The sequence below is a fragment of the Methanomassiliicoccaceae archaeon genome, from assembly GCA_034928305.1.
Lineage (GTDB): Archaea > Thermoplasmatota > Thermoplasmata > Methanomassiliicoccales > Methanomethylophilaceae > VadinCA11.
On sequence record JAYFOZ010000002.1, the window covers coordinates 126,114 to 149,299 of the forward strand.

23 protein-coding genes are annotated in these 23,186 nt (G+C 53.6%); 14 read left to right on the forward strand and 9 right to left on the reverse strand.

Annotated features, from left to right (window positions below; all coding sequences use genetic code 11):
• Positions 1-77: 77 nt before the first annotated feature.
• From smc to glmM, 6 genes are all read left to right on the forward strand, one after another.
• Entirely contained in the window at positions 78-3,668 is a 3,591-nt protein-coding gene (smc, locus tag VB016_02375; protein MEA4977387.1) for a chromosome segregation protein SMC, read from the forward strand.
• A 2-nt stretch (positions 3,669-3,670) separates the two neighbouring features.
• Positions 3,671-4,531 carry a chromosome segregation protein ScpA gene (locus tag VB016_02380; protein MEA4977388.1) on the forward strand — a complete coding sequence of 287 codons (861 nt, stop codon included), beginning with the start codon at positions 3,671-3,673 and terminating at the stop codon, positions 4,529-4,531.
• A gap of 1 nt (position 4,532) precedes the next feature.
• On the forward strand, positions 4,533-5,066 hold the full coding sequence (gene scpB / locus VB016_02385) for an SMC-Scp complex subunit ScpB (GenBank protein MEA4977389.1): 534 nt from the start codon (positions 4,533-4,535) through the stop codon (positions 5,064-5,066).
• A 242-nt stretch (positions 5,067-5,308) separates the two neighbouring features.
• On the forward strand, positions 5,309-5,527 hold the full coding sequence (locus VB016_02390) for an LSM domain-containing protein (GenBank protein ID MEA4977390.1): 219 nt from the start codon (positions 5,309-5,311) through the stop codon (positions 5,525-5,527).
• A gap of 131 nt (positions 5,528-5,658) precedes the next feature.
• A complete protein-coding gene (locus VB016_02395; protein MEA4977391.1) occupies positions 5,659-6,339 on the forward strand; it encodes a DUF47 family protein in 681 nt (226 codons plus the stop codon).
• Positions 6,340-7,755 carry a phosphoglucosamine mutase gene (glmM, locus tag VB016_02400; protein ID MEA4977392.1) on the forward strand — a complete coding sequence of 472 codons (1,416 nt, stop codon included), beginning with the start codon at positions 6,340-6,342 and terminating at the stop codon, positions 7,753-7,755.
• Positions 7,756-7,780: 25 nt separating this feature from the next.
• Here glmM and speB read toward each other — a convergent pair whose 3' ends face one another.
• Together speB and VB016_02410 are read right to left on the reverse strand one after the other, a co-directional pair.
• A complete protein-coding gene (gene speB / locus VB016_02405; GenBank protein MEA4977393.1) occupies positions 7,781-8,638 on the reverse strand; it encodes an agmatinase in 858 nt (285 codons plus the stop codon).
• A 10-nt stretch (positions 8,639-8,648) separates the two neighbouring features.
• Positions 8,649-9,026, reverse strand: coding sequence for a translation initiation factor IF-5A (locus VB016_02410; protein MEA4977394.1), 378 nt, complete (start codon positions 9,024-9,026; stop codon positions 8,649-8,651).
• A 181-nt stretch (positions 9,027-9,207) separates the two neighbouring features.
• On the opposite strand from VB016_02410, the gene VB016_02415 reads away from it, so the two are divergent.
• The 5 genes from VB016_02415 (at position 9,208) to aroA (ending at position 14,338) form a co-directional block, all read left to right on the forward strand.
• Entirely contained in the window at positions 9,208-9,762 is a 555-nt protein-coding gene (locus VB016_02415; GenBank protein ID MEA4977395.1) for a prephenate dehydratase domain-containing protein, read from the forward strand.
• Positions 9,763-9,846: 84 nt separating this feature from the next.
• The gene (locus VB016_02420; protein MEA4977396.1) at positions 9,847-10,845 is read left to right on the forward strand and encodes a 3-dehydroquinate synthase II; all 999 of its coding nucleotides are present in this window, start codon (positions 9,847-9,849) and stop codon (positions 10,843-10,845) included.
• Position 10,846: 1 nt separating this feature from the next.
• Positions 10,847-12,154 carry a type I 3-dehydroquinate dehydratase gene (locus VB016_02425; protein ID MEA4977397.1) on the forward strand — a complete coding sequence of 436 codons (1,308 nt, stop codon included), beginning with the start codon at positions 10,847-10,849 and terminating at the stop codon, positions 12,152-12,154.
• A gap of 113 nt (positions 12,155-12,267) precedes the next feature.
• Entirely contained in the window at positions 12,268-13,068 is an 801-nt protein-coding gene (locus VB016_02430) for a 2-amino-3,7-dideoxy-D-threo-hept-6-ulosonate synthase (GenBank protein MEA4977398.1), read from the forward strand.
• A 19-nt stretch (positions 13,069-13,087) separates the two neighbouring features.
• Positions 13,088-14,338 (forward strand): 3-phosphoshikimate 1-carboxyvinyltransferase, encoded by a 1,251-nt coding sequence (aroA, locus tag VB016_02435; GenBank protein MEA4977399.1) that lies wholly within the window; start codon positions 13,088-13,090, stop codon positions 14,336-14,338.
• 6 nt (positions 14,339-14,344) lie between these two features.
• On the opposite strand, the gene VB016_02440 is transcribed toward aroA, so the two are convergent.
• The 3 genes from VB016_02440 to mtnA are packed head-to-tail and all read right to left on the reverse strand — an operon-like array spanning position 14,345 to position 17,038.
• Positions 14,345-15,433 carry a ribosomal biogenesis protein gene (locus VB016_02440; GenBank protein MEA4977400.1) on the reverse strand — a complete coding sequence of 363 codons (1,089 nt, stop codon included), beginning with the start codon at positions 15,431-15,433 and terminating at the stop codon, positions 14,345-14,347.
• 4 nt (positions 15,434-15,437) lie between these two features.
• Positions 15,438-16,043 (reverse strand): class II aldolase/adducin family protein, encoded by a 606-nt coding sequence (locus tag VB016_02445; protein ID MEA4977401.1) that lies wholly within the window; start codon positions 16,041-16,043, stop codon positions 15,438-15,440.
• Positions 16,040-17,038, reverse strand: coding sequence for an S-methyl-5-thioribose-1-phosphate isomerase (gene mtnA / locus VB016_02450; protein MEA4977402.1), 999 nt, complete (start codon positions 17,036-17,038; stop codon positions 16,040-16,042). Before mtnA ends, VB016_02445 begins: the two co-directional genes overlap by 4 nt.
• A 103-nt stretch (positions 17,039-17,141) precedes the next feature.
• Between mtnA and VB016_02455 the strand changes: the two genes are divergently transcribed.
• On the forward strand, positions 17,142-17,891 hold the full coding sequence (locus VB016_02455; GenBank protein MEA4977403.1) for a winged helix-turn-helix domain-containing protein: 750 nt from the start codon (positions 17,142-17,144) through the stop codon (positions 17,889-17,891).
• A 9-nt stretch (positions 17,892-17,900) separates the two neighbouring features.
• Here VB016_02455 and VB016_02460 read toward each other — a convergent pair whose 3' ends face one another.
• Both VB016_02460 and rtcA read right to left on the reverse strand, forming a co-directional pair.
• The gene (locus VB016_02460; GenBank protein ID MEA4977404.1) at positions 17,901-18,536 is read right to left on the reverse strand and encodes a dihydrofolate reductase family protein; all 636 of its coding nucleotides are present in this window, start codon (positions 18,534-18,536) and stop codon (positions 17,901-17,903) included.
• A complete protein-coding gene (rtcA, locus tag VB016_02465; protein ID MEA4977405.1) occupies positions 18,514-19,563 on the reverse strand; it encodes an RNA 3'-terminal phosphate cyclase in 1,050 nt (349 codons plus the stop codon). Before rtcA ends, VB016_02460 begins: the two co-directional genes overlap by 23 nt.
• 260 nt (positions 19,564-19,823) lie before the next feature.
• Between rtcA and VB016_02470 the strand changes: the two genes are divergently transcribed.
• Both VB016_02470 and VB016_02475 read left to right on the forward strand, forming a co-directional pair.
• Complete coding sequence (locus tag VB016_02470; protein ID MEA4977406.1) at positions 19,824-20,870, forward strand: hypothetical protein; 1,047 nt, start codon at positions 19,824-19,826, stop codon at positions 20,868-20,870.
• Positions 20,870-21,739: a hypothetical protein gene (locus VB016_02475; protein MEA4977407.1), complete on the forward strand. Its 870-nt coding sequence runs from the start codon at positions 20,870-20,872 to the stop codon at positions 21,737-21,739. Before VB016_02470 ends, VB016_02475 begins: the two co-directional genes overlap by 1 nt.
• 10 nt (positions 21,740-21,749) lie before the next feature.
• Here VB016_02475 and VB016_02480 read toward each other — a convergent pair whose 3' ends face one another.
• Positions 21,750-22,400 (reverse strand): hypothetical protein, encoded by a 651-nt coding sequence (locus VB016_02480; GenBank protein MEA4977408.1) that lies wholly within the window; start codon positions 22,398-22,400, stop codon positions 21,750-21,752.
• Positions 22,401-22,404: 4 nt separating this feature from the next.
• Positions 22,405-23,016 (reverse strand): hypothetical protein, encoded by a 612-nt coding sequence (locus VB016_02485; GenBank protein ID MEA4977409.1) that lies wholly within the window; start codon positions 23,014-23,016, stop codon positions 22,405-22,407.
• Positions 23,017-23,186 lie beyond the last annotated feature (170 nt).

Below are 23,186 nucleotides of genomic sequence, written 5' to 3' on the forward strand. Positions count from 1 at the left end.
TAATCGTTCGTACTCGAACAAATGGGGATGCACAATGAGCACGTACAGCGCTCGCGTTGCCCGCCTAGGGGTGTAACGTGTACTTAAAGCAAGTGGAAATGGAGAATTTCAAATCGTTCGGCGGCAAGCTGATCGTACCTTTCATGGAAGGGTATACGGCGGTCACGGGACCTAACGGGTCCGGGAAGTCAAACATCACGGACGCTATATTGTTCGTGCTCGGGCCCAAGAGCTCGAAGGCTGTCAGGGCCGGAAGGCTGACGGACCTCATTTTTGACGGCGGCAAGACGAAGAACAAGGCCAGCTTCATGACCGTCTCGCTTGTGTTCGACAACGCCGACCGCATGATGCCCTGGGACGACGACATCGTCCGCCTGACCAGGATGGTCAGGTTCAACGATGCCAAGACCGATTATTACTCCTATTTCTACGTCAACGACCGCAAGTCCACAATGTCAGAGTTCGAAGACCTTCTCACCAAGGCGAGGATCAGCGCCGACGGTTACAACATGGTCCAACAGGGAGATGTCACAAGGATAGTCCAGATGGGCACCGTAGAGAGGAGGCGGATCCTGGACGGCATCTCGGGCATAGCAAGCTTCGACCAGGATATCGAGAGCGCCGCCGGGGAAAGGGCAGAGGCGGAGACGAATCTGGACCGCATAAACATAGTGCTCGAGGAGCTGGAGAACCAGATAAGGCAGCTGGAGAAGGACCGCGAGGATGCCAGGAAGTATCTGGAGGCCCAGTCGCGTTTGGAAATGTCCAAGGCCCAGCTTACACACAGACAGATGCAGATCGAGGAGTCCAAGCGCGAAGGATTCCAGAATCAGATAGGCCAGATATCCGAAGAGATAGCAAAGCTCAGGGAAAGGAAGGGGCAGATCAGGTCTGAATACTCCGAGAACGAAAAGGCCATCGTAAAAAAGGACGAAGAGATAAGTGCCAAGGTAGGGCCCGAGTACAAGGAGCTCAAGGACAGGATCGAATCCGTCAAGATCAAGATCGCAACACAGAGGGACCGCATCGAATCCACCAAGGAGGACATCGCGGGGCAGGTCGGTTACCGCGAGTCGATCGAGGAGTCAATCTCCGAGAACGAGAATTCCTCCAAGGACCTGAACAATTCACTCAATGATGTTAAAATCGCCATAGACAAGGCTCAGGGGGAGCTCCATCTCGCCAAGGACGAGGACGAGAAGATCCGCAAGCAGATGGCCGAGCACGGCGGAGAGCACACTGAACTTCAGAACAAGCTCACAGTGCTCGAAGAGAAGATCGACGCCAAAGGCATCGAGGAGCACGAAGCGCAGGTAAACGCGGCGAAGGCCGAGAGCCTGGCCGAAGAAGGCGCGCGCGCACTTGCTACAATGGACGAAAGGATCCAGTCGGCCTCCTTCGACATAAAGGATGCGGAATGGAACCTCCAGCAGGTCAAACAGGATAACGGAGGCTCTTCGGCGGAGGATTTCTCCAGGAAGATCCTCGACTCCAAGAGGAAAGAGGCAGAGCTGGAGAGGCAGGAGTACGAGCTCAATGATGCAATACGCAGGCTGGATTCCGAATACGGCCGCCTCGCCGCCGAGAAGAAAGTGTCCGAGAGCATGAACCGCGGCAGCACCGCGGTATCTGCTATACTGGCCCTCAGGGACAAGCGCAAGATGGCCGGCATCCACGGGACCGTGCAGGAACTGGCAACCGTGGACCCGCAGTACGAGACCGCAGTTTCGATAGCCGCCGGCGGGAAGATGACCGCGATAGTCGTCGACGATGACGATGTTGCCGCAGAGGCAATAAACTTCCTGAAGAGCAACAAGCTCGGCCGCGTGACGTTCCTTCCCCTGACCAAGATGATCGGAGGGAAGCCGAGGGCGAAGGCGATAATGGCCGTAAAGTCCTCGGAAGGATACGCCATAGATCTGATAAAATTCGATCCCAGATACCAGGACGTTTTCTGGTATATCATGGGAGATACCCTTGTGATGAGGGATCTGAACTCGGCCCGCGCCTTGATGGGCGGGATAAGGATGGTCACCATGCAGGGCGAGCTGATAGAAGCTTCCGGTGCGATGGTGGGAGGAACCCTAAGACAGGACGCGGTAATGAAGTTCGGCGCTTCGTCCGAGTCCGACCTTGAAGAGGTCGGAAAGAAGCTCGGGGAGGCGAACGACGCCCTGGAAGCCCTCAAGGCGCAGCTCAGGTCCATCCGCGACGAGATACGCAGGATCGACGACGAGATGAGGAAGGCCAACGCCCAGGGTGTGGACGCCCAGTCAAAGATCGGCGGCCTGAAGGCGCAGATATCGGAGCTGAACAAGACCAAAAAGACCCTCTCCGAAGAGTTCGAGGAGAAGAAATCACAGTGCGCCAGGTGGGACTCCGAGCTGCGGGCCGCGAAGGCAAAGCTGTCCAAAGCGTCCGCGGAACTGGAGTTGCTGAGAGGCGAGAGGACCAAGATCAGGGAACGTATCAAAGAGATCGCGCCTGCCGAGCTCCAGGAGCACATTCAGAACGTCAGGGACCGTATATACGCCCTGAACGGAGAGCTTTCCGGCCACAGGGATCAGAAGAACGCCATGGAGGCCGAGATAACGGGACTCGGCAAGCAGACGGAATCACTTAGGAAGCAGCTCGAAGCATTAAACGTGAAGATCGGCGAGAACGAAGAGTACGTGGCAGCGTACGAAGGCTCTCTTAAGGAATCGCAGATCGAGATAGAGGCCCTCAGAGGCATCGAATCCAGGATGGAGAAGGGCATCGAGGGCCTGAGGAACCAGAGGGATGCCCTGATGGGTAACAGGTACCGTCTCGACGGCGAGAGCGGCAGCGTTCAGGAGAAGATAGAGGTCAAGGAAGGTACGGTCTCGTCCATGAGAGCGTCGATAATAGGGATCGACGAGAACATCGCGAGGCTCAGAGAGGAGATAGCCCAGATCGATCTCGAGGTCGAGATGCCGGTGCCCTCGGAAGAGGAGATAAGGCGCACGATAAAATCCTGCGAATCGATGATATCCAGGATCGGGAACGTCAACCTTCGTGCAATAGAAGATTACGACGAGAAGAAGAAGAGGTTCGACGGTCTGAACGAAGAGGTCGGGCGTCTGAAAAAGCAGATCAAGGAGCTCACAGACCTTACGGAATCCCTGACAGGACAGAAGAAGGGCCTGTTCATGACGGCCTACGAGGCGGTGGGCAGAAACTTCAGGGAGATATACGCCAAGCTGTCGGGGGGCGGAGAGGCGTTCATGGGCCTGGAAGTGGATGAAGATCCGTTCCTCGGGGGGCTGTCGATCAACGCCAAGCCTAAGAACGGCAAGCTTCTGAGGCTGGAGTCGCTTTCCGGAGGAGAGAAATCGCTCACGGCCCTTGCATTCATTTTCGCCATACAGGAGTACCAGCCGTCGCCTTTCTATGTGCTCGATGAGGTGGACATGTTCCTGGACGCAGTGAACGCGGAGATGGTCGCAGGGATGGTAAGGGAGAGCTCCTCGAAAGCTCAGTTCATACAGGTTTCGCTGAGGAAGGTCACGCTGGCGATGGCCGATCATCTGATAGGCGTCACAAGGCCGCCGTCGGGCATAAGCAGGATAATAATCCAGCCCGATTTCGCGGAGGTATCGAAGTACGAAGAGGATGCCGTAAAGGCACAGGAACGAACGGGGGAATAAAAGTGGATGGGAACACGCAGTACGAGGAAATGGAGCAGCATCTGCTGTTCCACAAGGCGCTAACGGAAAGCGCCGAAAATGCAGAGAGGATAAACGGCTACATGAGCATTCTTTCCAAAGCCGATGGCGGCGAGAAGCTCGGGGACCCGGTAGACGAGTCCATACGGTCGGTCTTCAGCCTCGTGATCGAGAACGGCATCGATCCCTGGGAGATCGATCTTTCTGAGTTTGTCAGGCTGTATTCGGCGAAGGTCGCCGAGAACAGGTTCGACATGATCGTGGCCGGAAAGCTGATGCTCATGGCATGGAAGGTCCTGAGAATGCAGTCGGACGCCACCCGCGGCAGGTCCGAAGAGCCACGGGAGCCGGAGCTCGAGATACCCGAAGACTTCTTCTACGACGACGAAGGGATGTTCGTCCCGCAGGTCTCGTTCAAGGAGGCGTTCGCAAGGGAGCCCACCCGTCAGGTAACGATGTACGAGCTCATCGACGCTTTCGAGGAGGCAAGGGAAGAGATAGCGATCCAGCAGGAGAGGGACCGCGTCAGAGAGGCTATCAAGGATAAGCAGCCAAGAAAGTTCGAGAACAAGGCCCACGAAGAGGACGACGAAAAGGATGTCGAGGCGGTCTGGAAGAGCATCGAGAAGCTCGGTACCGGCGAGATATGCATCAACGATCTGTACAAGAGGGACATAATGCACAACCTGAAGGTGTTCTGTTCGGTGCTCCACCTCGTCAGAGAGGGGAAGTTGGGGGTCAGGCAGTCCGAGCTTCCGCTGGGCGATATTTTTGTAGAGATGCTGATCGATGGCATTTCGGAGAATGACGCCACCGGGCGCATGACGGCCGAGGCGGTGAACTGAGTTGGATGTCAAAGGCGCTGTGGAGGCGGCACTGTTCTCCAGCGCGGGCAATCTTAAGATCGCCGATATGGCCGCAAAGACCGGGATCCCGGAGGAAGATGTGCGGTACGCCGTGATGGACCTCAGGAGGGAATACGATTCGCGCAACTCGGCGATCACGATAGCCAAGTTCGGTTCCGAATACCGCATGATGCTCCGTTCGGAGTTCGCCGATTTCACGGGAGAGTTCTCCAAGGCCGATATGAGCGGCGGAACGATGAGGACCCTGAGCACCATTGCCTACAATCAACCGGTGCTTCAGTCCGAGCTGTTCAAGGTGCTTGGGTCGCGCACATACGAGGACGTGAAGGATCTGATGGAACGCGATTTCGTCAGCGGCAGGAAGAAGGGCCAGACCCTCGAGCTGACAACCACGAAACGGTTCAAGGAGTATTTCGGGATAACCGGTTCCGGAAAGGACGCCATAAAGACGTGGATAGACGGACAGGCCAGGAACTCACCTAAGGTCCAGGCCCTCCCGGAAGAAGAGGAATGATCCCATCTCCTATCTCTTCCTGCAGGGCCAACGTTAAATAATATCATCGGTCCAAGGTCGGCCTTCTGGCCCGGTAAGCGTTTTGATAGCCCGCGGTCCGGGACAACAGCGAAGGACGAGGCCCGAAAGGCCGGCCGTATTATTCCCGGTATGGGTCCTTATTTTACACTGGACGGACGCAATGGCCGGACGGTCGGCGAATAGATTTAAATCGAACGAATGTGTAGCACGCAGGGATTACAATGGTATTGCCACTAGCCCTACTCGAAAAGTCCGTAGAAAAGAAAGTAGTTCTTCAGCTCAAAGACGGAAAGATCATAGAGGGGAAACTGACCTCTTTCGATGAGTACATGAACATGGTGCTCGACGAGGTCTCTGTCAAGGATCCCGCAGGGGAAGAAAGGCGCATGAACAGCATAATCCTCCGCGGCAGCAACGTCGTCAGCATCTCGCTGGTGTGATGTTCTCTTCAGAGGGCTTATTATAATACACAGCGGGCAATACTGTTTTGCAGGTCTAAGGGCCATCTGTTCGGCCCCGTGCGACGACCGTCCGTTCGCGGGACCGTGTGAGGCAAGGGAGGCAGCATATCATGAGCAATTCGAAAGATCTTCTCGATTGGTTCGGAAATAAAAAGTCAGGCTCCGTCGAGAACGGGGCGAGGGACCACGCATTGGCCGTAATGGACGCGGTCATCGAATTGAAGATGGCCATAAGTGCCATGGGTGAAGAGAACGGAGCCGAGGCCATGAAGTGCGTCGACCGTCTGGTCACGAGCGAGCGCGATGCGGACCGCATCGAAGACAGACTGTCCACAGAGGTCATCCGTTCAGGCCTGAGCGCCCAGGACAGAGAGAATCTTCTGCAGTTCGTCAGAACATTGGACCACGTGGCGAACTGGTCAAAAGAATCATCGATCCACCTACAGGTCGCAAAGGAAACCAAAGCATACATTCCCGAGGACATCTGGTTATTCCTGTTCAGGACCGCCTCCGAAATGGAGAACGAGCTGAAGATGCTCATCGGAGTCATGGACGCGTTCCACTCGCACGACAACGAGGAGGCCGTAAGAGGCATAGAGTCCGTGAAGGACCAGGAGCGCGTAATAGACGAGATGAACTTCGAAGGCATCAAGAGGATACACCTTTCAGATATGGACGTCAGAGGGATCATCCTATCAAGGGACATGTTGCACGGCATCGAGGAGGCCTCTGATACCGTCAAGGCATGTGCCGACATGATATCGATATTCATAGCCGCAAGGAGGAATTAATTGGCAGCAAGATTGTTCGGGACAAACGGTGTAAGAGGAGTGGTCAATGAAGACCTGACATCGGAGCTCGCGCTTCAGATGGGAAAGGCAATCGGACAGGTGATGAAGGGGACGGTCGCGGTCGCAACCGACACCCGTTCGTCCGGCGATATGCTTCGCACCGCGATATCCTCCGGACTCATGTCCGTCGGGGTCAATGTGCTGTTCCTCGGAATGGTCCCGACACCTGCTTTACAGTATTACGTTAAGACGCATGACAAGGTGAACGGAGGCATAATGATCACTGCCTCGCACAACCCGCCCCAGTTCAACGGTATCAAATGCATCTCTGCCGATGGGACGGAGGCAAGCCGCGAAGAGGAGACCCTCATCGAGGAGATCTATGCCACCGATATTCATACGTGCAAATGGGACGAGGCCGGGACAATGGACCATGTTAACGAAGCCGGAGAGGCGTACATAGACTCGGTGCTTTCCCACGTTGACACAGACCTAATCAAGAAAGCAGGCATCGTCGCATGTCTGGACTGCGCCAACGGCGCGGCATACGAGACGGCTCCGCTTCTGTTGAAGAAGCTGCACATTCAGACGGTCACAATCAATTGCAACGCACAGGGGGAGTTTCCCGGACGTCCGAGCGAGCCGACCGAAGAGAACCTGGCAGACTTAATTTCACTCACGAAGAATACCAGGGCATCCATCGGAATCGCCCACGACGGGGACGCCGACCGTTGCGTTTTCATAACTGACGGAGGAAAATTCGTAAGCGGCGACAAGAGCCTGGCACTTTTGGCCAAACTCGAGCTCTCCAAAAAGAAGGGTAAGGTCGTCACGCCGATAAGCTCATCGTCCATGGTCGAGGAGGTCGTCAACGAGGCAGGCGGGATCCTGATATACACCGCTGTAGGATCGCCGATAGTAGCCAGGAAGATGAAGGAATACGAGGCGATATTTGGCGGCGAGGAGAACGGCGGACTGATATTCCCCCAACAGCAGTATTGCAGGGACGGAGCTATGACGGTTGCCAAGATGCTTGAGGCCATAGCGCTGTACGGGCCCCTATCCAAGCAGGTCGGTAAGCTCCCGGTCTACTATACTCAGAAGAGGAAGATCGAATGCCCCGACAACATGAAGCAGGTGGTCATCAACTATCTCAAGAAGACGGTGACCGACGGCATAATGGACAGCACCGACGGTCTGAAGATAATCTTCGATAACGGCTGGGTGCTCGCGAGGCCTTCAGGCACCGAACCCATATTCAGGATATATTCGGAATCCAAGGATGAGGACGTATCCATCGAGCGTGCCAACATGTTCGAGGGAAAGGTCGCGAGGTTCCTGGATCCCGATGCGGAGCTGAATTTTCCAGAGGTCAAGCCGACCGAAAAGGCGAAGCAGAAACCGAAGGCCATCTGAGCTGTTCAACGTAAAAACGAAAGCATCATTTGAGGCTTTTGCCGTGAACAGCGAGGGCCTCGTTCACGAACCTCGAAGCAAGTATGGATGTGATGCCCGACGGGTCGTACGGGGGGCTTACCTCGGTGACGTCGAACCCGCATAACCTGTCGCCCACCATGCCGATAGCCTTCTTTACGTCCATCGGGAGCAGTCCGAAAGGCTCTGGTGTACCCGTTCCGGGCGCATATGCGGGATCGATGCCGTCTATATCCAACGTAACGTAGACGCGTTCGCTCTTCACACTGTCTAGCGCCTTCTTAACGGCACTTTCGATGCCGCCCTCCATTATCTCGTAGGAACTGATGAATGGAACGGCGTCGTCTCTTTCAAGCTCCTCCTTTCCTACGGCCCTGACGCCAAGCACAAAAACGTTTTCAAGGCCCAGATGCTCGGCGGCCCTTCGCATAACGCATGCGTGGCTGAACGGTGTCCCCAAATATTCGTCCCTGGAGTCAAGATGCGCGTCGATGGAGATGAGCGCCGTATCCTTGGGGAGGCTTCTGACAATAGGGACGTTGATAGAATGTTCCCCGCCGAGCGCGATAATGAATTTTTCATCCCTTATGGCGGGACCCAATGCGAATTCCACTTCCGAAAACATATCTTCGGGCATTACGAAATCGTCTACGTTCCCGTAATCATGTACGGTCGGCATAAATTGGTCCAGGCCGTGCTCGAAGTGGAACTCCTCAAAATTATAGGAGGCCCGTCTGATCGCATTCGGACCCTCCCGGGCTCCCGCTCTGAAACATGCGGTGTGGTCGTACTGAACCCCGAACAGGAAAGCATCTGCTTCGCTGTATTCCGTCTCTGCTCCGGCATACGAAAGCCCGAAAGGCATTTTATCAGCCTTACATCAGCTTGTATCTGTTCATTGCCACGAGGTACATTGTTTCCCCGCCCTCTTCCAGAGTGCCGGTGTGGTCCTCGTTTATAGGCATGCTGAACGTCTCGAACGTCTCAAGGTCCATAATCTGAACCTCTCCGCCGTTCAATGTCAAGACCTGGCCCTTTCTCTTGTCGATGACAGGTACCTGGACCTTGGTTCCGACGGGTCCGAACAGGGACTTCTTGGCACCGGTGAAAATGCTCACGGCCTCGATGTTCGCCTTTGCGGATCCGTGTTTCCCCGGTTTGGATGTGCTGATCGAAGTGATTTTGCAAGGCTCATCGTCAATGTTGATGTAACGGCCCTCTTTGAGCTCTCTGATTTCTTTACTCTCCCACATAGGAATTCCTCCAGTCAGCCGGTCGGCCGCCAATCTATTTCTCTCCGACATAGGAGTATATAGAAAACGGTCCTGACAGACTGCATAGTACTGAGCCCCCCGACGACCTTTCAATTTAATATACTTTTCAAAGAGGAAGACCATAGGTCAAGTTTTAATCCATAATCTTTATCTCGGGTCGATGAAGAAGATTGGGTATATGGGCATACCGCTCTCCAATTCGGAAAAGGCCGCGCAGGTCATAGCCGGGAAAAGAAATATCGATGCCGAACTGGTCCCTCTGGTCAGTTCGGAGGGAGTTGTGAGGGCGATCCTTTCAGGTAGCATAGACTACGGAGTGGTCGCGGTCAGGAACATGGTCGCAGGCCCGGTCCTCGAGACGGAGAAGGCGATGAAGCTGGGCAATGTACGGAAGATCGAAGAGTTCAGCATGCCGATCCACCACTGCGTTTTCGTAAAGAGGAAGGGAGCAAAAATCTCTGCGGTCGCATCCCATGTACAGGCGCTGGGACAGACGTACCGTAATATCAGCCAATTATTCCCGGGCGCCGACAGGTTGGAGGTCGAGGACACGGCGCTCGCCGCAGAAATGCTTACAGACGGCAGGCTCCCAGGAGATACGGCGGTCATATGCGGAATGGCCGCCGGGCTCCATTACGGTCTTATCCTTCTGAAAGAAAACGTAGAGGACGACCCGGACAACTTGACGGACTTCGCCCTCTTGGAACCATGCTGAGCGTTCATAAGTTTTTTAACAACATGCCTGCATGGTTCCCGGCCGGTATGTGATGGAACGTCACACAGCGGGGAGGCGAGTTACATGGAAAAAGAGATCTGGGTGAGGGCGGACCTTCCGGAGTCCAAAGAGGATAGGAAAGAGATGCTCATCAGTGCGATAGAATCGGGTATAACGGCAGCAATAGTCAGGCCGGAGGACTTCGATTTCTCTTCACTTGGTAAGATCAAGCTGATAACCGCCGGCGACGACATTGTAATCGTGGACATAAGCTCGCCTAAGGACCAGGAGAGGGCAATGTCGCTGGCGGGAAAATGTTCTGTGGTGGTGCTTTCGTCATCGGACTGGACAATAATACCGCTGGAGAATCTGATCGCAAAGTTCTCGGGGACCGGCACCAGGGTGTTCGCCACCGCTTCGGACACGGAAAGTGCCAAGCTATACCTTAAGACGATGGAGAAAGGCGTCGACGGCATCGTGGTCGCAGTATCGGATCCCGATAAACTGAGGTCTTTCGCAGACCTCTTCACAAGGTCTTCGGACGTGGAGCTGTCCGAGGTCGAGGTAGTCAACGTTAAAAATATAGAGATGGGCGACCGGGTCTGTGTCGATACCGTAAGCATAATGATTCCCGGAGAGGGAATGCTGATCGGTTCCCAGGCCAACTGCCTGTTCCTGGTACAGTCGGAAAGCGAGGACAGCGGATATGTTGCGCCGAGGCCGTTCAGGGTCAACGCCGGAGCCGTGCATGCGTACATCATGGCGCCCGGGGGAAAGACAAGGTACCTCGGGGAGCTGAAATCCGGGGAGCCCGTGGCGATAGTCAACAGGGACGGCAGTACCAGGATCTCGTCCGTCGGAAGATGTAAGATCGAGGTCAGACCCATGATTCTGGTGGAGGTGGCAGACGGCAAGAATCGTTACACCACGATCCTGCAGAACGCAGAGACGGTCAAGCTGGTCTCTCCAGAGGGGGCCGTGTCCGTCACGGACATCAAACCGGGCGACCGGGTGCTCGCGAAAATAGAGAGCGGGGGCCGTCATTTCGGAATGAAGATAGAGGAGACCCTGAGGGAAATCTGAGATGAAGATCTGCGCCTCCCTGGGCAGGCCATCGGACATCTACGAGGCCTCGGATGCCGACATGATAGAGGTCAGGACGGATCTTTTCGGTTCTGTGCCCGACACGGGAGGCATAGAGACGTTGGTGACTTTCAGGGACGGGTTCGATGCTTCCTTGCTGCCCGAGGGCTTCAACGGGATCATCGACATAGGCACGGAAGATCTACCAGACGTTCCCCTTAGAACGATTTCTTCGGTACATGATTTCGACAAGACCCCCACCGGCCGGGAGATATCCGTCATGCTCAACGCAATGTCTTCGGATATTTCCAAGGGAGCATACATGGTAAGGGATTTCGTCGACCTGTCCAGCATCCTCGAGGCTTCCCGGGCTCTGAAGAAAGAGCACGTGCTCCTTGGAATGGGTCCACTGGGCACTGTGACCAGGATACGTCAGAAGATACTCGGCAACAGCTTCACATTTGCATATGTCAGCGAACCCACCGCACCGGGTCAGCTCAGCCTCCGGGAGATGAGGATGCTGGGGGAAGAATGCGTGATAACCGGGATCGTCGGAGACCCGTTGGAACGTTCCAGGTCACCGGCGATGCACGAGGCTGCGTTCGCCGAGAGCGGCATTTCGGGAAAATATCTGGTTTTCCGTTCTATGTCTTTGGAAAGTATAGGCGATTGTATCAGAGGATACGACATCCGCGGGCTGAATGTAACCATACCTTACAAGGAAGCGATAATCGGTCATCTGGACTCTCTGGACCACGATGCCGAGATGGCCGGTGCGGTGAACACCATAGTGAACACCTCGGGCAGACTCAAAGGATACAATACCGATATAGACGGAATTGAAGCGGCATTCCTCAATATAAAGTGCCAGATGAAGGAAAAGAAGATGCTTCTCATGGGGTCAGGGGGGGCCGCGAGGGCATGTATCATCGCAGCTCAGAGGAACGGTGCGGACATTACCATAACAGGCAGGAACGACCGTACCGTTTCACGCCTTTCGTCGGAATTCGGCATAGGATCGGTTCCAAAGGGGTCCGCAGAACTTTCCGAATATGATATCCTGGTCAACAGCACCCCCATAGGGATGTACGGGGGAGGAGATTACCCGGCGGATATCAACGGTATCACGGGAAAGCATACCGTCATGGACATGGTATATGGCATGGAGACCGAGCTCATTGCGGCCGCAAGGCACAAAGGATGCAGGATAGCGACCGGGGAAGACATGTTGGCGATGCAGGGCGCACGCGCCTTCGAGCTTTGGACAGGCCTCAAAGGCATGTTCGAGACCATGAGGTCCAGGATATAATCGGCCATATTATTATCGGAATTATATGCTGGCACATTTGTTGGGCCATTTTAATGCAGAATATGTAATTAGCAAGCTTTAATAGCGTATTGGATAATTGACAGGTGCTTACCATGATGTTCGGAAAGAATGTTAGAATGGAAAGGATTATTGACAGAAAGACCGGGAACTGCGTCATAGTCCCAATGGACCATGGAATATCCATAGGGCCCACTGAAGGCCTCTACGATATGAAGGAAACCGTAGACGCCGTCGCAAACGGAGGAGCCACTGCAGTATTGATGCACAAGGGCCTGATTCGTTTTAGTCACCGTGCAAGCGGTTCGGACATTGGTCTGATCCTACATCTTTCCGCATCCACCGACATGGGCGATACGAACAACAGCAAAGTGCTGGTCGCTACAGTCTCAGAGGCGCTGAAGATGGGAGCAGATGCAGTGTCTATGCACATCAACCTCGGGGCCGAGACGGAACCCGAAATGCTCAGGGACCTCGGTAACCTTTCGAGGGAGTGCGAGGAATGGGGGATGCCCCTGCTTGTTATGGCCTATCCCCGCGGACCGAAGATCAAGAACTCCTATGAACCCGAATACGTAGCTCACGGTGCCAGAGTGGCAACGGAGCTCGGCGCGGACATAGTGAAGTGCAGCTATACCGGGGACGTAGATTCGTTCAGGGAGATAGTCAGAGGCACACTGGCCCCGGTCGTCATCGCGGGCGGGCCCAAGATGGCATCCGATTACGATATGCTCAGTATGGTCAAGGATTCGCTGGAGGCAGGAGGCCGCGGCGTATCTATCGGCCGTAACATATTCCAGCATAAGGACGTGGAAGGGATAACCCGCGCCATATCCGATATAGTGCTCAGAGGCGCCAGCGTCGAAGAGGCAATGAAGAGCATAAGGAAATTCTGACAAGGCCAGGTGAGATCAAGTGCTGGAGTTCAGAGGCGGACACGTGGAGGGCGGAGTGTCTCCTCCACCTTCAAAGAGCCATACGCACAGGGCGTTTTTTATCGCAGCTTTGGCCGAAGGTCCGAGCGAGATCCACGGTCCGTTGCTGTCCGATGATACCAAGGCCACGCTGAGGGCCGTACGTTCCATCGGTGCATCGGCAGAGGATGTGACGGGCGGAGTAAAGGTCACAGGAGGAAATCTGCATGCGCCCGTCGGAACGATCGATGTTGCCAATTCCGGGACTACCATGCGCATATTCTCCGGAATCGCATCGATATTCGATTCTCGGGTGACGATAACCGGAGACGAATCCATAAGGAAGAGGCCGATGGGACCGCTCCTAGATGCGCTAAGCTCTATGGGCGTTTCGTGCACGTCGAACAACGGCCTCCCGCCGGTAACCATAGAAGGGCCGAATCGCGGAGGTAGCGTGAAGATAGAAGGCAACATCAGCTCCCAGTTTGTATCGTCATTGATGATAGCCTCTCCAATGCTGGAGAGGGACACGGAGATAGAGATCAGGAACGAGCTCGTGTCAGCACCATACGTAAGGATAACCGAATCCATGATGCAGCATTTCGGTGCGGAAGTCCTTGTTTCGAAAAATGCCATACACATAGGCGCTGGAGGGTACAGGTCTAAAGATTACAAAGTGCCAGCCGACTTTTCTTCGGCCGCGTTCCCTTTGGTCGCAGGCGCTCTGGGCGGAAAGGTCACCGCTTCGGGCCTCGACATGGGGGACCCGCAGGGCGACAAGCGCATCGTGGACATCCTGGAGGAAGTGGGAGCGGATGTTTCAAGCGGGAACGGCTCGGTAACTGTCGGAACCGGCAGGCTCGAGGCCGCCGACATCAATATGGGCCCCACTCCGGACCTGTTCCCGGTGATCGCCGTGCTCCTAAGTACGGCCAAGGGTACCAGCAGGCTTTACGGTGCACCTCAGCTCAGATTCAAAGAGAGCGACCGTATCGTTTCCACGGTGAAGATGCTGAGGGCGCTAGGTGCAGACGCCGAAGAGACCGAGGACGGTTGCATCATAAGGGGAAAAGATATCTTGGAAGGGGGAACAGTCGACCATTTGGACGACCATAGGATAATGATGTCCGCGGCGGTAGCTTCGCTTGTATGCAGAGGCCCGGTATACATGTCGGATACTGGATGCGAAGCCGTGTCCTATCCCGAATTTATAGCCCAGATGATAACTCTGGGCATGGATGTCAGGAAGTAAAGTCGCTCAGCGAGCAGAATTTTTAGGTTTGCGTCTCCTCTTGTTGCCAGACACATTCTGTTTCTTTTTCTTCGGAGCTTCCGGATATCTGCGCTTGATATCATCTACGCGGGCATTAAACTCTTCAGCGAGCCGGTCGCCGCGGAATTCTCCCTTGTAATTATCGATCTTTGCCGCGGTCAGCGTCTTTCCCGCCAGAGATCTGGCTATTTTGCCTCTCTGCCAATAGGGGGCCCTGTGGACGGACGGGTTCTGGTAGATCGCACCGTGTTTCGGCGGGTTTTTTCCAGACCTCAGATGCCTGAACATCGCCTTTTCCGCACCCAAAAGCTGTACTGTGGACGATGGAAGCGAAGAGAGCCTCTCCAATCCCCCGGCGAGCGAAATCAGTCTCGCGGCCAACGGTCCGCCGAGCAGGGCGCACATGTTGGGGCAGGTAATCTTCACGATAGATTCGATATATTCCTCTGTCCTTTCCCTCTCTTCGTACATGTCCGAAAGATTCTGTGCGAGAGCTCTGACTGCGTCCATGTCGGCAGATTCGAAATCGGCGCCCATGGACTGGACGTCCGAACCGAGTTCTTCCAGGATCCCCTCCCTCTCGCCATGCCTGGCTATCAGGTCCGAGTATTTTCTGTCGCTCGACATGTCAGCAAGCTCCGGGAAATGCATCCCGTACCATTCATGAAGCCTCTCGTCGATCAGGTTGCATGTTTCATACAGGCTGTCCATATATCGGATGGCCTGGACGAGGTTCCTGTCCCTGGGCACGGGTTCCGACGTCCTCAGTTTTCCGAGGCGTATCATCACTTCGTGCATCATTTCTGGCGTGAACCCGTATTTCTCGGGTTTAATGAAAGACGAGTCGTACATCTCCGGCCTTCCGAGCTCGGACTGCCTTCTCTCAGATACGGCGACCCTCCCGGCCTTGGCGGCAAGGTCCCTCTCCTCCTGCAGAATATTACCTCTCTGGATGAGCGCCAGTTTCTCGGCGTTCTCGTCCGGGTCTTTCGGCATCGGTATGCTGTCCATAACTCTTTCGGATTTCTCGTCGCATAGAAACACTCCGAACCATTTAGTGACCAGTATCGCCAAGCACTCACATCCTGGACAGTTTTTCGATCTCGGAGGACGGAAGGATTTTGGCTCTGCCCGTGATCATCTGCAGCTTGGCCTGGAATTCCAGTTCTTCCATTCTGTTGTAAGCTTCTTCGATTGTCTTTCCCTGGGTTATGGCCCCGTGGCGGGCCATGAGGATGGCCTTGGATTCATGGTGTGCGGCAACGGCGTCGACCAGTTCCTGGGACCCGGGGGTGAAGTAAGGGACCATGGGAACCTTTCCCAGGAGGATTACGCCTTCGGGCGTGAGTTCCGTTTTGAGATTCTTTCCCTTTACTGCGATAGATGTGCAGTACAAGGGGTGACAATGGACCACGGCTTTTGTCTCTGGGTTCAGATTGTAAAGTGCCAGATGCATTTTGTTTTCAATGGATGGTTTTCCATCGGATATCACGGAACCGTCGGTTCCCATAAGTATCAGGTCTTCTGGCTCAATCAGTCCTTTGTTCCTTCCGCTGGGCGTAATGAGAACCTCGCTGTCGCCGATCATCAGGCTCATGTTGCCGCCCGCAGAGACAGTAATCTGCCTGTCGTACAGCATCTTGCAGAAACGTACGAGAAGTTCGCGTCCGAATCGCTCGTTCACTTAAGCACCTTCTTTATTTCGTCAGGCCTTAAAATGCCTTCTTCGGTTATGAATCCGGACACAAGGTCGGCCGGTGTCACGTCGAAGGCTGGATTGAGCGCCCTTGATCCCTCGGGCGCGATCCTTAAGCCGCCGATCTCGGTGACTTCCCTCTCGTCTCTTTCCTCTATGACAATGTCTTCTCCGGTCTTTGTTGAAAAGTCGAATGTTGAAACAGGGGCGGCAACATAGAACGGTATTCCGTAATGGTTCGCCGCGATGGCCTTGTCCAACGTCCCTATCTTGTTTGCAAAGTCGCCGTTGGCCGCAATTCTGTCGGCACCGGTTATTATCAGGTCGACGCCCTTCGACATATAATGGGCAGAAGCTCCGTCGGGCATTATCGCATGCTCTATGCCTTCTTGCACGAGTTCCCATGCTGTAAGCTGCATGCCCTGAAGGCGCGGGCGGGTCTCGGACACATAGACAAAGAACTTCTTTCCTGCATCGCGGGCGGCACGCATGGGTGCGAGAGCCGTGCCCACGTCCACCGTTGCAAGCGCACCGGCGTTGCAGTGCGTCATGATCTTTGCTCCGTCCCTGATCAGCGGCTCGCCGAACCTTCCTATTGCCGTGCATTTATCCACCATCGACTGTGCATATGCTTCTGCGGCCTCGACAGGGTCGGACCCGCCGGCCAGAGCTTCATACATATAATCTACGGCGTAGAACAGGTCGTTCGCTGTCGGTCTGGCGGATTTTATGTTCTTTACAGCGCTATCCAGATCCTCCTCCTTCAGAGAGGCGAGGCACATTGCGTATGCGGCAGAGGCTCCGATCGAGGGAGCCCCTCTTACGGTCATGTTCCGGATGGCCTCCGCAACCTCCCTGTAATCATCGAAGTATACGAACTCGAGGCTCCCAGGAAGCTTTCTCTGCTCGATCATCACGACCTTGCCATCCTCGAACCAGACCGCGCGGATGTCCTTCTCTCCGGAACTGCATCTAACCTTCATATTACCACATCGCCACATGCTCGGGCTATGTTAAATCAATTGCGAGCATCCGAATTCAGAACGGCCCACCAAGACTTATTATTAGTCACAACACTTAGCCACGATGATGAGCGATACTATGGCGGGGGAGTTTGTCCTATACCACACAGGTAAAGGGCTGGTTCATATTTCCAACGGCGTTCGGGTGCGCATCCTGGACGAACTTTCAAAACGGAATCTTTCGCTGACAGAAATGGTGGAGATAACGGGCAAGGCGCAGTCCACTCTCTCGGTGCATCTGGACAGCATGGTGAAGGAAGGCGTGATCACATCCAGGGAGGACCCGGACGACAACCGAAGGAAAACGTATTCCATCTCGTCCGTGCGTCTTGCCGAGACCAAATCTCCCGATTCGGAATCGCTCGCGAAGTCGAAGGAGATCTTCGCCGATATGGCGGACGAACCCGAGAGCATCAGCAACTACATGGTGAGTTTCCTGTATGTGGCGATGGACAGCGTGGGGCTGTCCTTGGGCCCCATGTCGAAGATAATGGGGAGCGTGCACGCACAGGCCATCGGCGGAAGGTTTCAGAAAGGCCCGATCGAAGAGGTCATAGACGATATCCGCAAATATTATTCCTTTGCAAACATGGGCAAGGTCACTGTATTCTCTTTCAATCCGCTGACGCTGATCATCGATTCCGAATTAAATGTCAGCAAGGGGGCCGCCGAAACTATGGGAATGTATGCCGTTGGCTATTTCGCCAAGGCGCTGGAGATGGTGTACGGGATGTCTTTCACGGTGGTCTCGAGCGAAGTGTTTGGGCCGGAGAACAATTATTTTAGATTCGTCCTCGACAATAAAGCCCCGTAAACCGCGGGCTCAGGATTTCTTGGCTACGGCGAAGTCCAGCAGGACCCCGTTGCCAAAGGTCTCGCTTTTTTCGAGGGTCAGAGCTATTCCGCCGTCCGCAACCCATCCGTCGCCGTCCGCGGGCGTCGGCGATTCCCGCCCTCCGATGATGAGTCCGCCTACGAATACCGTGTAGCGGTCCACTATGCCCGCGCGGAAGAACGATGATATGGTCTCTCCGCCACCCTCGACGAGCAACCTATCGATTCCCATTTCGTAGAGTTGTTCCATCAGGTCCCCGAGGTCTATATCGTCAGCGCCTGTGCGGATCGTCTCTTCGCAGTCCCATTCGCGATCGCACGAATCGAGCGTGACCATGACCGTCGGAGCCCTTTCATCCAACACCATCGCCGAATCGGGAGTCCTCCCGTGGGGGTCCAGCACGATCCTGATAGGATTCGTGTCATAGTCCAGGTCTTTGACCGTAAGGTGCGGGTCGTCCGATATGACCGTGCCCACTCCGACGAGAATGGCATCGAACTCCTTACGGAGGCCCTTAGCGCGTTTTTTGTCATCGGACGAAGAGATCATAACCTGCCTGCGGTCGCTGCCCGCTATTTTTCCATCTGCCGACATGGCGCAATTAATCTGTATGTACGGTCTCATTTTTTGTCCCCGGGTTTACGCTGAAATGATATATTTCGTCTCTGCGCTCCACTCCGAACCTGACGTCCAGGAAGGATTCCAGAGTGTCCATCTGGCTCAGCAGATGTCTGCTGATCTTCGAAACCTTGAAAGAACTTCTCCCTTCGGCCATTGCCATGTAGGGGAGCAGCTGGTCCGCCGTGTGGACGTCGACGGTCGCACCGCTCTGTATTTCCTGTATCAGGTCGTTGGCGGCATCTTCGCCCGTCTTCTCGGCCGAATATTCCCTGGTGGTGAGCGCGTTGCTTCCGAGTTTCCCGTTCTCGAAGTCGGCCACAAGACATATGCCCGCCCCCCTCGAGTCTCCATGCGTTATCTGCATCTCTATTTCGGCGTCGGCTATCGGTTTCAATACCCTGACGCACGAACGCACCATCTCTCTGCTGATGTGGTCCGAAAGGTTCTGAGCAAAACAGATGCCTTGTATCGATACCAGTTCGCCCAGCCCGTCCAGGTTCATCGGAGCGATATTTCCTATGGGGTCGAGGGTCGCAATGACATGGCCTCCGCCTCTGGGGTAGAATCCTCTCTCCTCTATCTCCACCCGGGTGTGCACGCCCATTCTGTCCAGCAACGGAAAGAGGACCTGCTGATAGCTGTCAATGGGCGGCGCCCAGAGTACGTTGGTCCCTCCCCTTATGTCGACCGTTACTCCTTCCCTGTGATTCCTGGCCGCAAGTAAAATGGCCTGAAGGACCAGAGTGATGCTGCCTGCGGTACCTATGTTCAGAGCGATACTGTCTTTCTGTTCGGTCCCCGGCCTGAAAATAAGCTCGGAGGATCCGGTGAAATTCCCTTCGACCTGAGAGCCGGTCATCTCTGCGACGGCGCTTATTGCGGCGCAGTGCTGTTTGGACAATCCGTTGGTGGGGCGATTCTCCCTGATCCTGGTAAGGTGCGCCGTAATGCCGGTGACGGCGGAAAGGGCGACCGAGGTACGGACCATCTGTCCGCCGCCTTCTCCCCTTGAACTGTCAATCTCCAACATAAAGCATCAGCGGTACATGTTCTGGCTTCGATAAAGATTTAACCATATCACGGTAAATAAAATTGGTGCGACCGCCGGGTTGCACAATAGCCCTAACCAGCATTTTTGAAATATGTCAATTTTCCAGTTTAAAACTGAAATTCTCGGATGATTTGCAGGTAGCCTGTATAGCTACATTTTTCTTTATATATCGACGATTGCTTATTTATCTGCTGCATATAAAGAGAGGGCATTACATATTATACCTGCAAGATAAGTATGTGCCCGAAGTGCTCTATGTGCGACGCGGAAAGAAGTACGCATACGCCAGCGCATCTGTCTATCAGCCAGGTGGCAAGTATCCTAATGCCGTCAACGAATGCCTCGGCGTATTGGACGAAGAGACCGGAAAAATAATTCCCAAGAAAAACGGGGGTTCGGCCGATAAAATATTGGATGACGACTCGCTTATCGGAAGACGATCCGGCGGTTCGTACGTTCTTCTCAACATCGCCGAGCGTATCGGGCTTCGCGGGGACCTCTTCGGATCATACGGTCCCGCAGGGGAGCAGGCCCTCGCCTGCGCCGTCTCGCAGGCGCCTTCCGGAGGTCCGCTCTCGTCCACCGAGGACACGGTCGACGGCTGTCCGATCAGGGAGCTCCAAGGCGTCAGGGCCGGATTCGATTCTCCGCGCATGAGCGAGCTCGCCAAGACCATGGGCGGTTCGTTCGGATGTCTGGAGGAACCGTTCGAATCCAGATCGAAGAGGACGAACGACGCATTGAGCTACGATATCATGTCAGCGTCAACGAACGGCTGTATCAAGGGGCGGGCGGAATGGGGACATGACCGCGACAACGAGAAGACGAGGCAGATGAACATCGGCCTTGTGACCGATAAGCGCGGGGTGCCGGCGATGTTCGAGCCGTATCCCGGTTTCCATGGCGGACGTGAAGACGCTGGAACGCACAGCGGAACGCGTACGCGGGCTGAAGGCGGCGATTGCACACTGATGATGGACCGCGGATTCGGTTCGGCCGACAACCTGAAGTACATGCTCGAGAACGGACCTTCGTCCGTAATGCCGGGTAAAAAGGGAACGAAGTGCGTCAAATCGCTCATGTCCATGCTTGTGAAGGAGAAACGGCACGCGGATTCGCCGATGGTCCACGGCAAGCGCGCATATTCCGTGTTCGAATCGAAGGTCGCTATTGTTCCTAAGCAAAGGAACTGCGGTCCCGACGGCCCGGAGAACAACGATACGGCCGGATACGAACTGGTACTGCCTGACGACGAGCGCTTCTCAAAGGCGTTTCCGGAGAGATGATGGCCGCTCACGCATGCTACGGCCCGGGGAAAGCGGCAGGTGACATGAACACGTCGTTCCAAGCGATAATGGACACCGAGAAGAGGCCGAACGAGATGAATCCTTACTCGGCCGCCAGGGATGTGGAGAAGGTCGCTGGACCTTATGCGAAGTATTTCGACCTGAACGCAGACGATGACGGTAAGCTTAAGATCGAACGCGAGAAGAACGCATTGTCGTTCTCGATGAACAGGAACGGAATGTTCGTGATGTTCTACAAAGGCATCGGCCCCTGGGAGGACATGATGTCCTGCTACGACTGCAGGACATTCGTCGAACAGGCGTTCGACGCCCTCAAGAACGAATTGGACGGGAGCGGATGGAGGGTTTCCGACCCGATAACGGCGAAGGGACGCCTGGCGATCAAGTTCGTGGCGCTGATCGTGTGGTGCACGACATCGAGAATGCTCAGAGAAGGGAACAGCAACGAACCGGCACGGGCGGCATTGCAGTCTCTGGACAACGTATACGCCGTCGGATGCGGCGAGCAGTGGAAGATCTTGGAGGTGACAAAGCGCAACAGGAAGCTGATGGAGCTGTTCGATGTGAAGCAACCAGAGAAGAGGGTGACGCTGAAGGGCCGCAGTACACCGCAGTCGATGATCGATGCGGCGTACGGGGACGGGCGACGGTATTTAGGCCCCGCTAGCGGGGCTCATGTACCTACAAAGCAGAGAATTTCAGTTTTTAATGTCGTCAGGTATGGAGAAATTCCTAAAAAGAAGAATGATGAGATGTTAAAACTTAGTTTTTCATCCCACTGTTTATCCATTTTTTCATTTCTACATTCTCCAGATTACATACATACGCATGTGTGTCCTTCACTTTAACGGATTTGAACTAATCTTCAATGGTTTCTTTGCCATATTTTTTGATGAATGTGTCTTTAATATTATTATAAGTGGTTGGCGACATTACTATCGTCTTGTTTACGAATCCCTTTTTATTGCCATATGATGACAAGTTGGAGGCCTGCACAACTGCCTCCCCAATCCAGACTTTACTGTTTATTCCCGAACCCTCACGACCTGCTTTTACAACGAGATCTTGTGATGTTGCTATCCCTATGCCTACGGCCAAAGGGGCAATGTTCTTCTTTTTAAACAGCGCATTTAACATAAGAATCAGAGTGTTAATGTATGTTGCTTTTTCAACAACCTCATGAATATCTTCTCTATTTGGTGTTGAAAAGACACCATACACACAATCTCCTCTGATCCCAATCTCTTTCATGTTACTTCCAGTATTCAAAATTTCTATGGTTTCTGATGTGAAACATCTGATCACTCTTGAAATAGTAGATTTTTTACCTGCAAATAGCTTAGTTGAATCTCGAATATCAACAAATATACTAGTTATGCAGCAAAGATATCCATTATCAAAGTGAAAATCTTTGTCGTTTGGAATTTCAGCTCTAACTGAATTTTCTTCAGGTTGGTTCAAAAGTTCGTTAACTCGTTTTTGTCCTTTTTTGTAATTGTAGTCTGCCAATGCATCACCCAAGAATAAAAAATCCAAATATGACGGTAATCGCCAGCATGGCCAGCAGGCTGGGTATTGTAATTCTTATGCCGTGATAAAAATAGTTGAACTTCTTTGTACAGATTTTAGAATTAATGTATATTTGAGACCAGAGGTCATTGAGATAATCTTCATTTGAATAGTCTAAAAGTTTATTTCGAAACTGCGAATATCTTTCGTTGTTTGATGCAATTCTTCCAAAAAATATTTTCGAATCCTTTTCGAACATCTCATCCTCATGTATCTTCACGCTAAGTCTAGGGGTGAGTACCTTTGTTAGTTTGTAAATTCCAAAAAGCGTGAAGGCAAATGATAAAGAAAATAGAACGAGAAACATCCCTGTAATCGGTTCAAGGTTGTTCCAAGCTTCTGAAAACATTTTCATTATGTTTTCGCCACCGAGTGTGAAAATGATTGTTAAGATCACGCCCACCATCGTCAAGGTTATTCCGGTTTTTCCTTCGCTGTTGTTAATAAAACCGATGATTCTGTCAAGAGTCGTTTCGGCATGAGATATCAGTTCAGATATAGTTGTTTTGTATACTTTTTTTGGCGGAATTTCACAAGCATCCTCATCAGTCATCATTCGGACCACTATGTCTCCTTGCAGTATTATGTTAAGTTCTCTATTTATCTTTTGATTCAAACAAATATTTTAACAATATTTTGTTCTATAAATTATTTTTTTAACTGCCAGTGTTTTTCAAAGAATGTATATTAACCATGTGAAACCGTCTTCTCGCTTAATTGTGCTTA

Coding starts and splice junctions, on each gene's coding strand:
- VB016_02410 (MEA4977394.1), bottom strand. CDS start 9,026: ATGTGGGAGAGTAAAGAAATCAGAGAGCTCAAAGAGGGCCGTTACATC.
- VB016_02395 (MEA4977391.1), top strand. CDS start 5,659: ATGAGCAATTCGAAAGATCTTCTCGATTGGTTCGGAAATAAAAAGTCA.
- rtcA (MEA4977405.1), bottom strand. CDS start 19,563: ATGTTGGAGATTGACAGTTCAAGGGGAGAAGGCGGCGGACAGATGGTC.
- speB (MEA4977393.1), bottom strand. CDS start 8,638: ATGCCTTTCGGGCTTTCGTATGCCGGAGCAGAGACGGAATACAGCGAA.
- VB016_02460 (MEA4977404.1), bottom strand. CDS start 18,536: ATGAGACCGTACATACAGATTAATTGCGCCATGTCGGCAGATGGAAAA.
- VB016_02390 (MEA4977390.1), top strand. CDS start 5,309: ATGGTATTGCCACTAGCCCTACTCGAAAAGTCCGTAGAAAAGAAAGTA.
- VB016_02415 (MEA4977395.1), top strand. CDS start 9,208: ATGAAGAAGATTGGGTATATGGGCATACCGCTCTCCAATTCGGAAAAG.
- VB016_02420 (MEA4977396.1), top strand. CDS start 9,847: ATGGAAAAAGAGATCTGGGTGAGGGCGGACCTTCCGGAGTCCAAAGAG.
- VB016_02485 (MEA4977409.1), bottom strand. CDS start 23,016: ATGATGACTGATGAGGATGCTTGTGAAATTCCGCCAAAAAAAGTATAC.
- mtnA (MEA4977402.1), bottom strand. CDS start 17,038: ATGAAGGTTAGATGCAGTTCCGGAGAGAAGGACATCCGCGCGGTCTGG.
- VB016_02475 (MEA4977407.1), top strand. CDS start 20,870: ATGGCCGCTCACGCATGCTACGGCCCGGGGAAAGCGGCAGGTGACATG.
- VB016_02425 (MEA4977397.1), top strand. CDS start 10,847: ATGAAGATCTGCGCCTCCCTGGGCAGGCCATCGGACATCTACGAGGCC.
- VB016_02455 (MEA4977403.1), top strand. CDS start 17,142: ATGATGAGCGATACTATGGCGGGGGAGTTTGTCCTATACCACACAGGT.
- VB016_02430 (MEA4977398.1), top strand. CDS start 12,268: ATGATGTTCGGAAAGAATGTTAGAATGGAAAGGATTATTGACAGAAAG.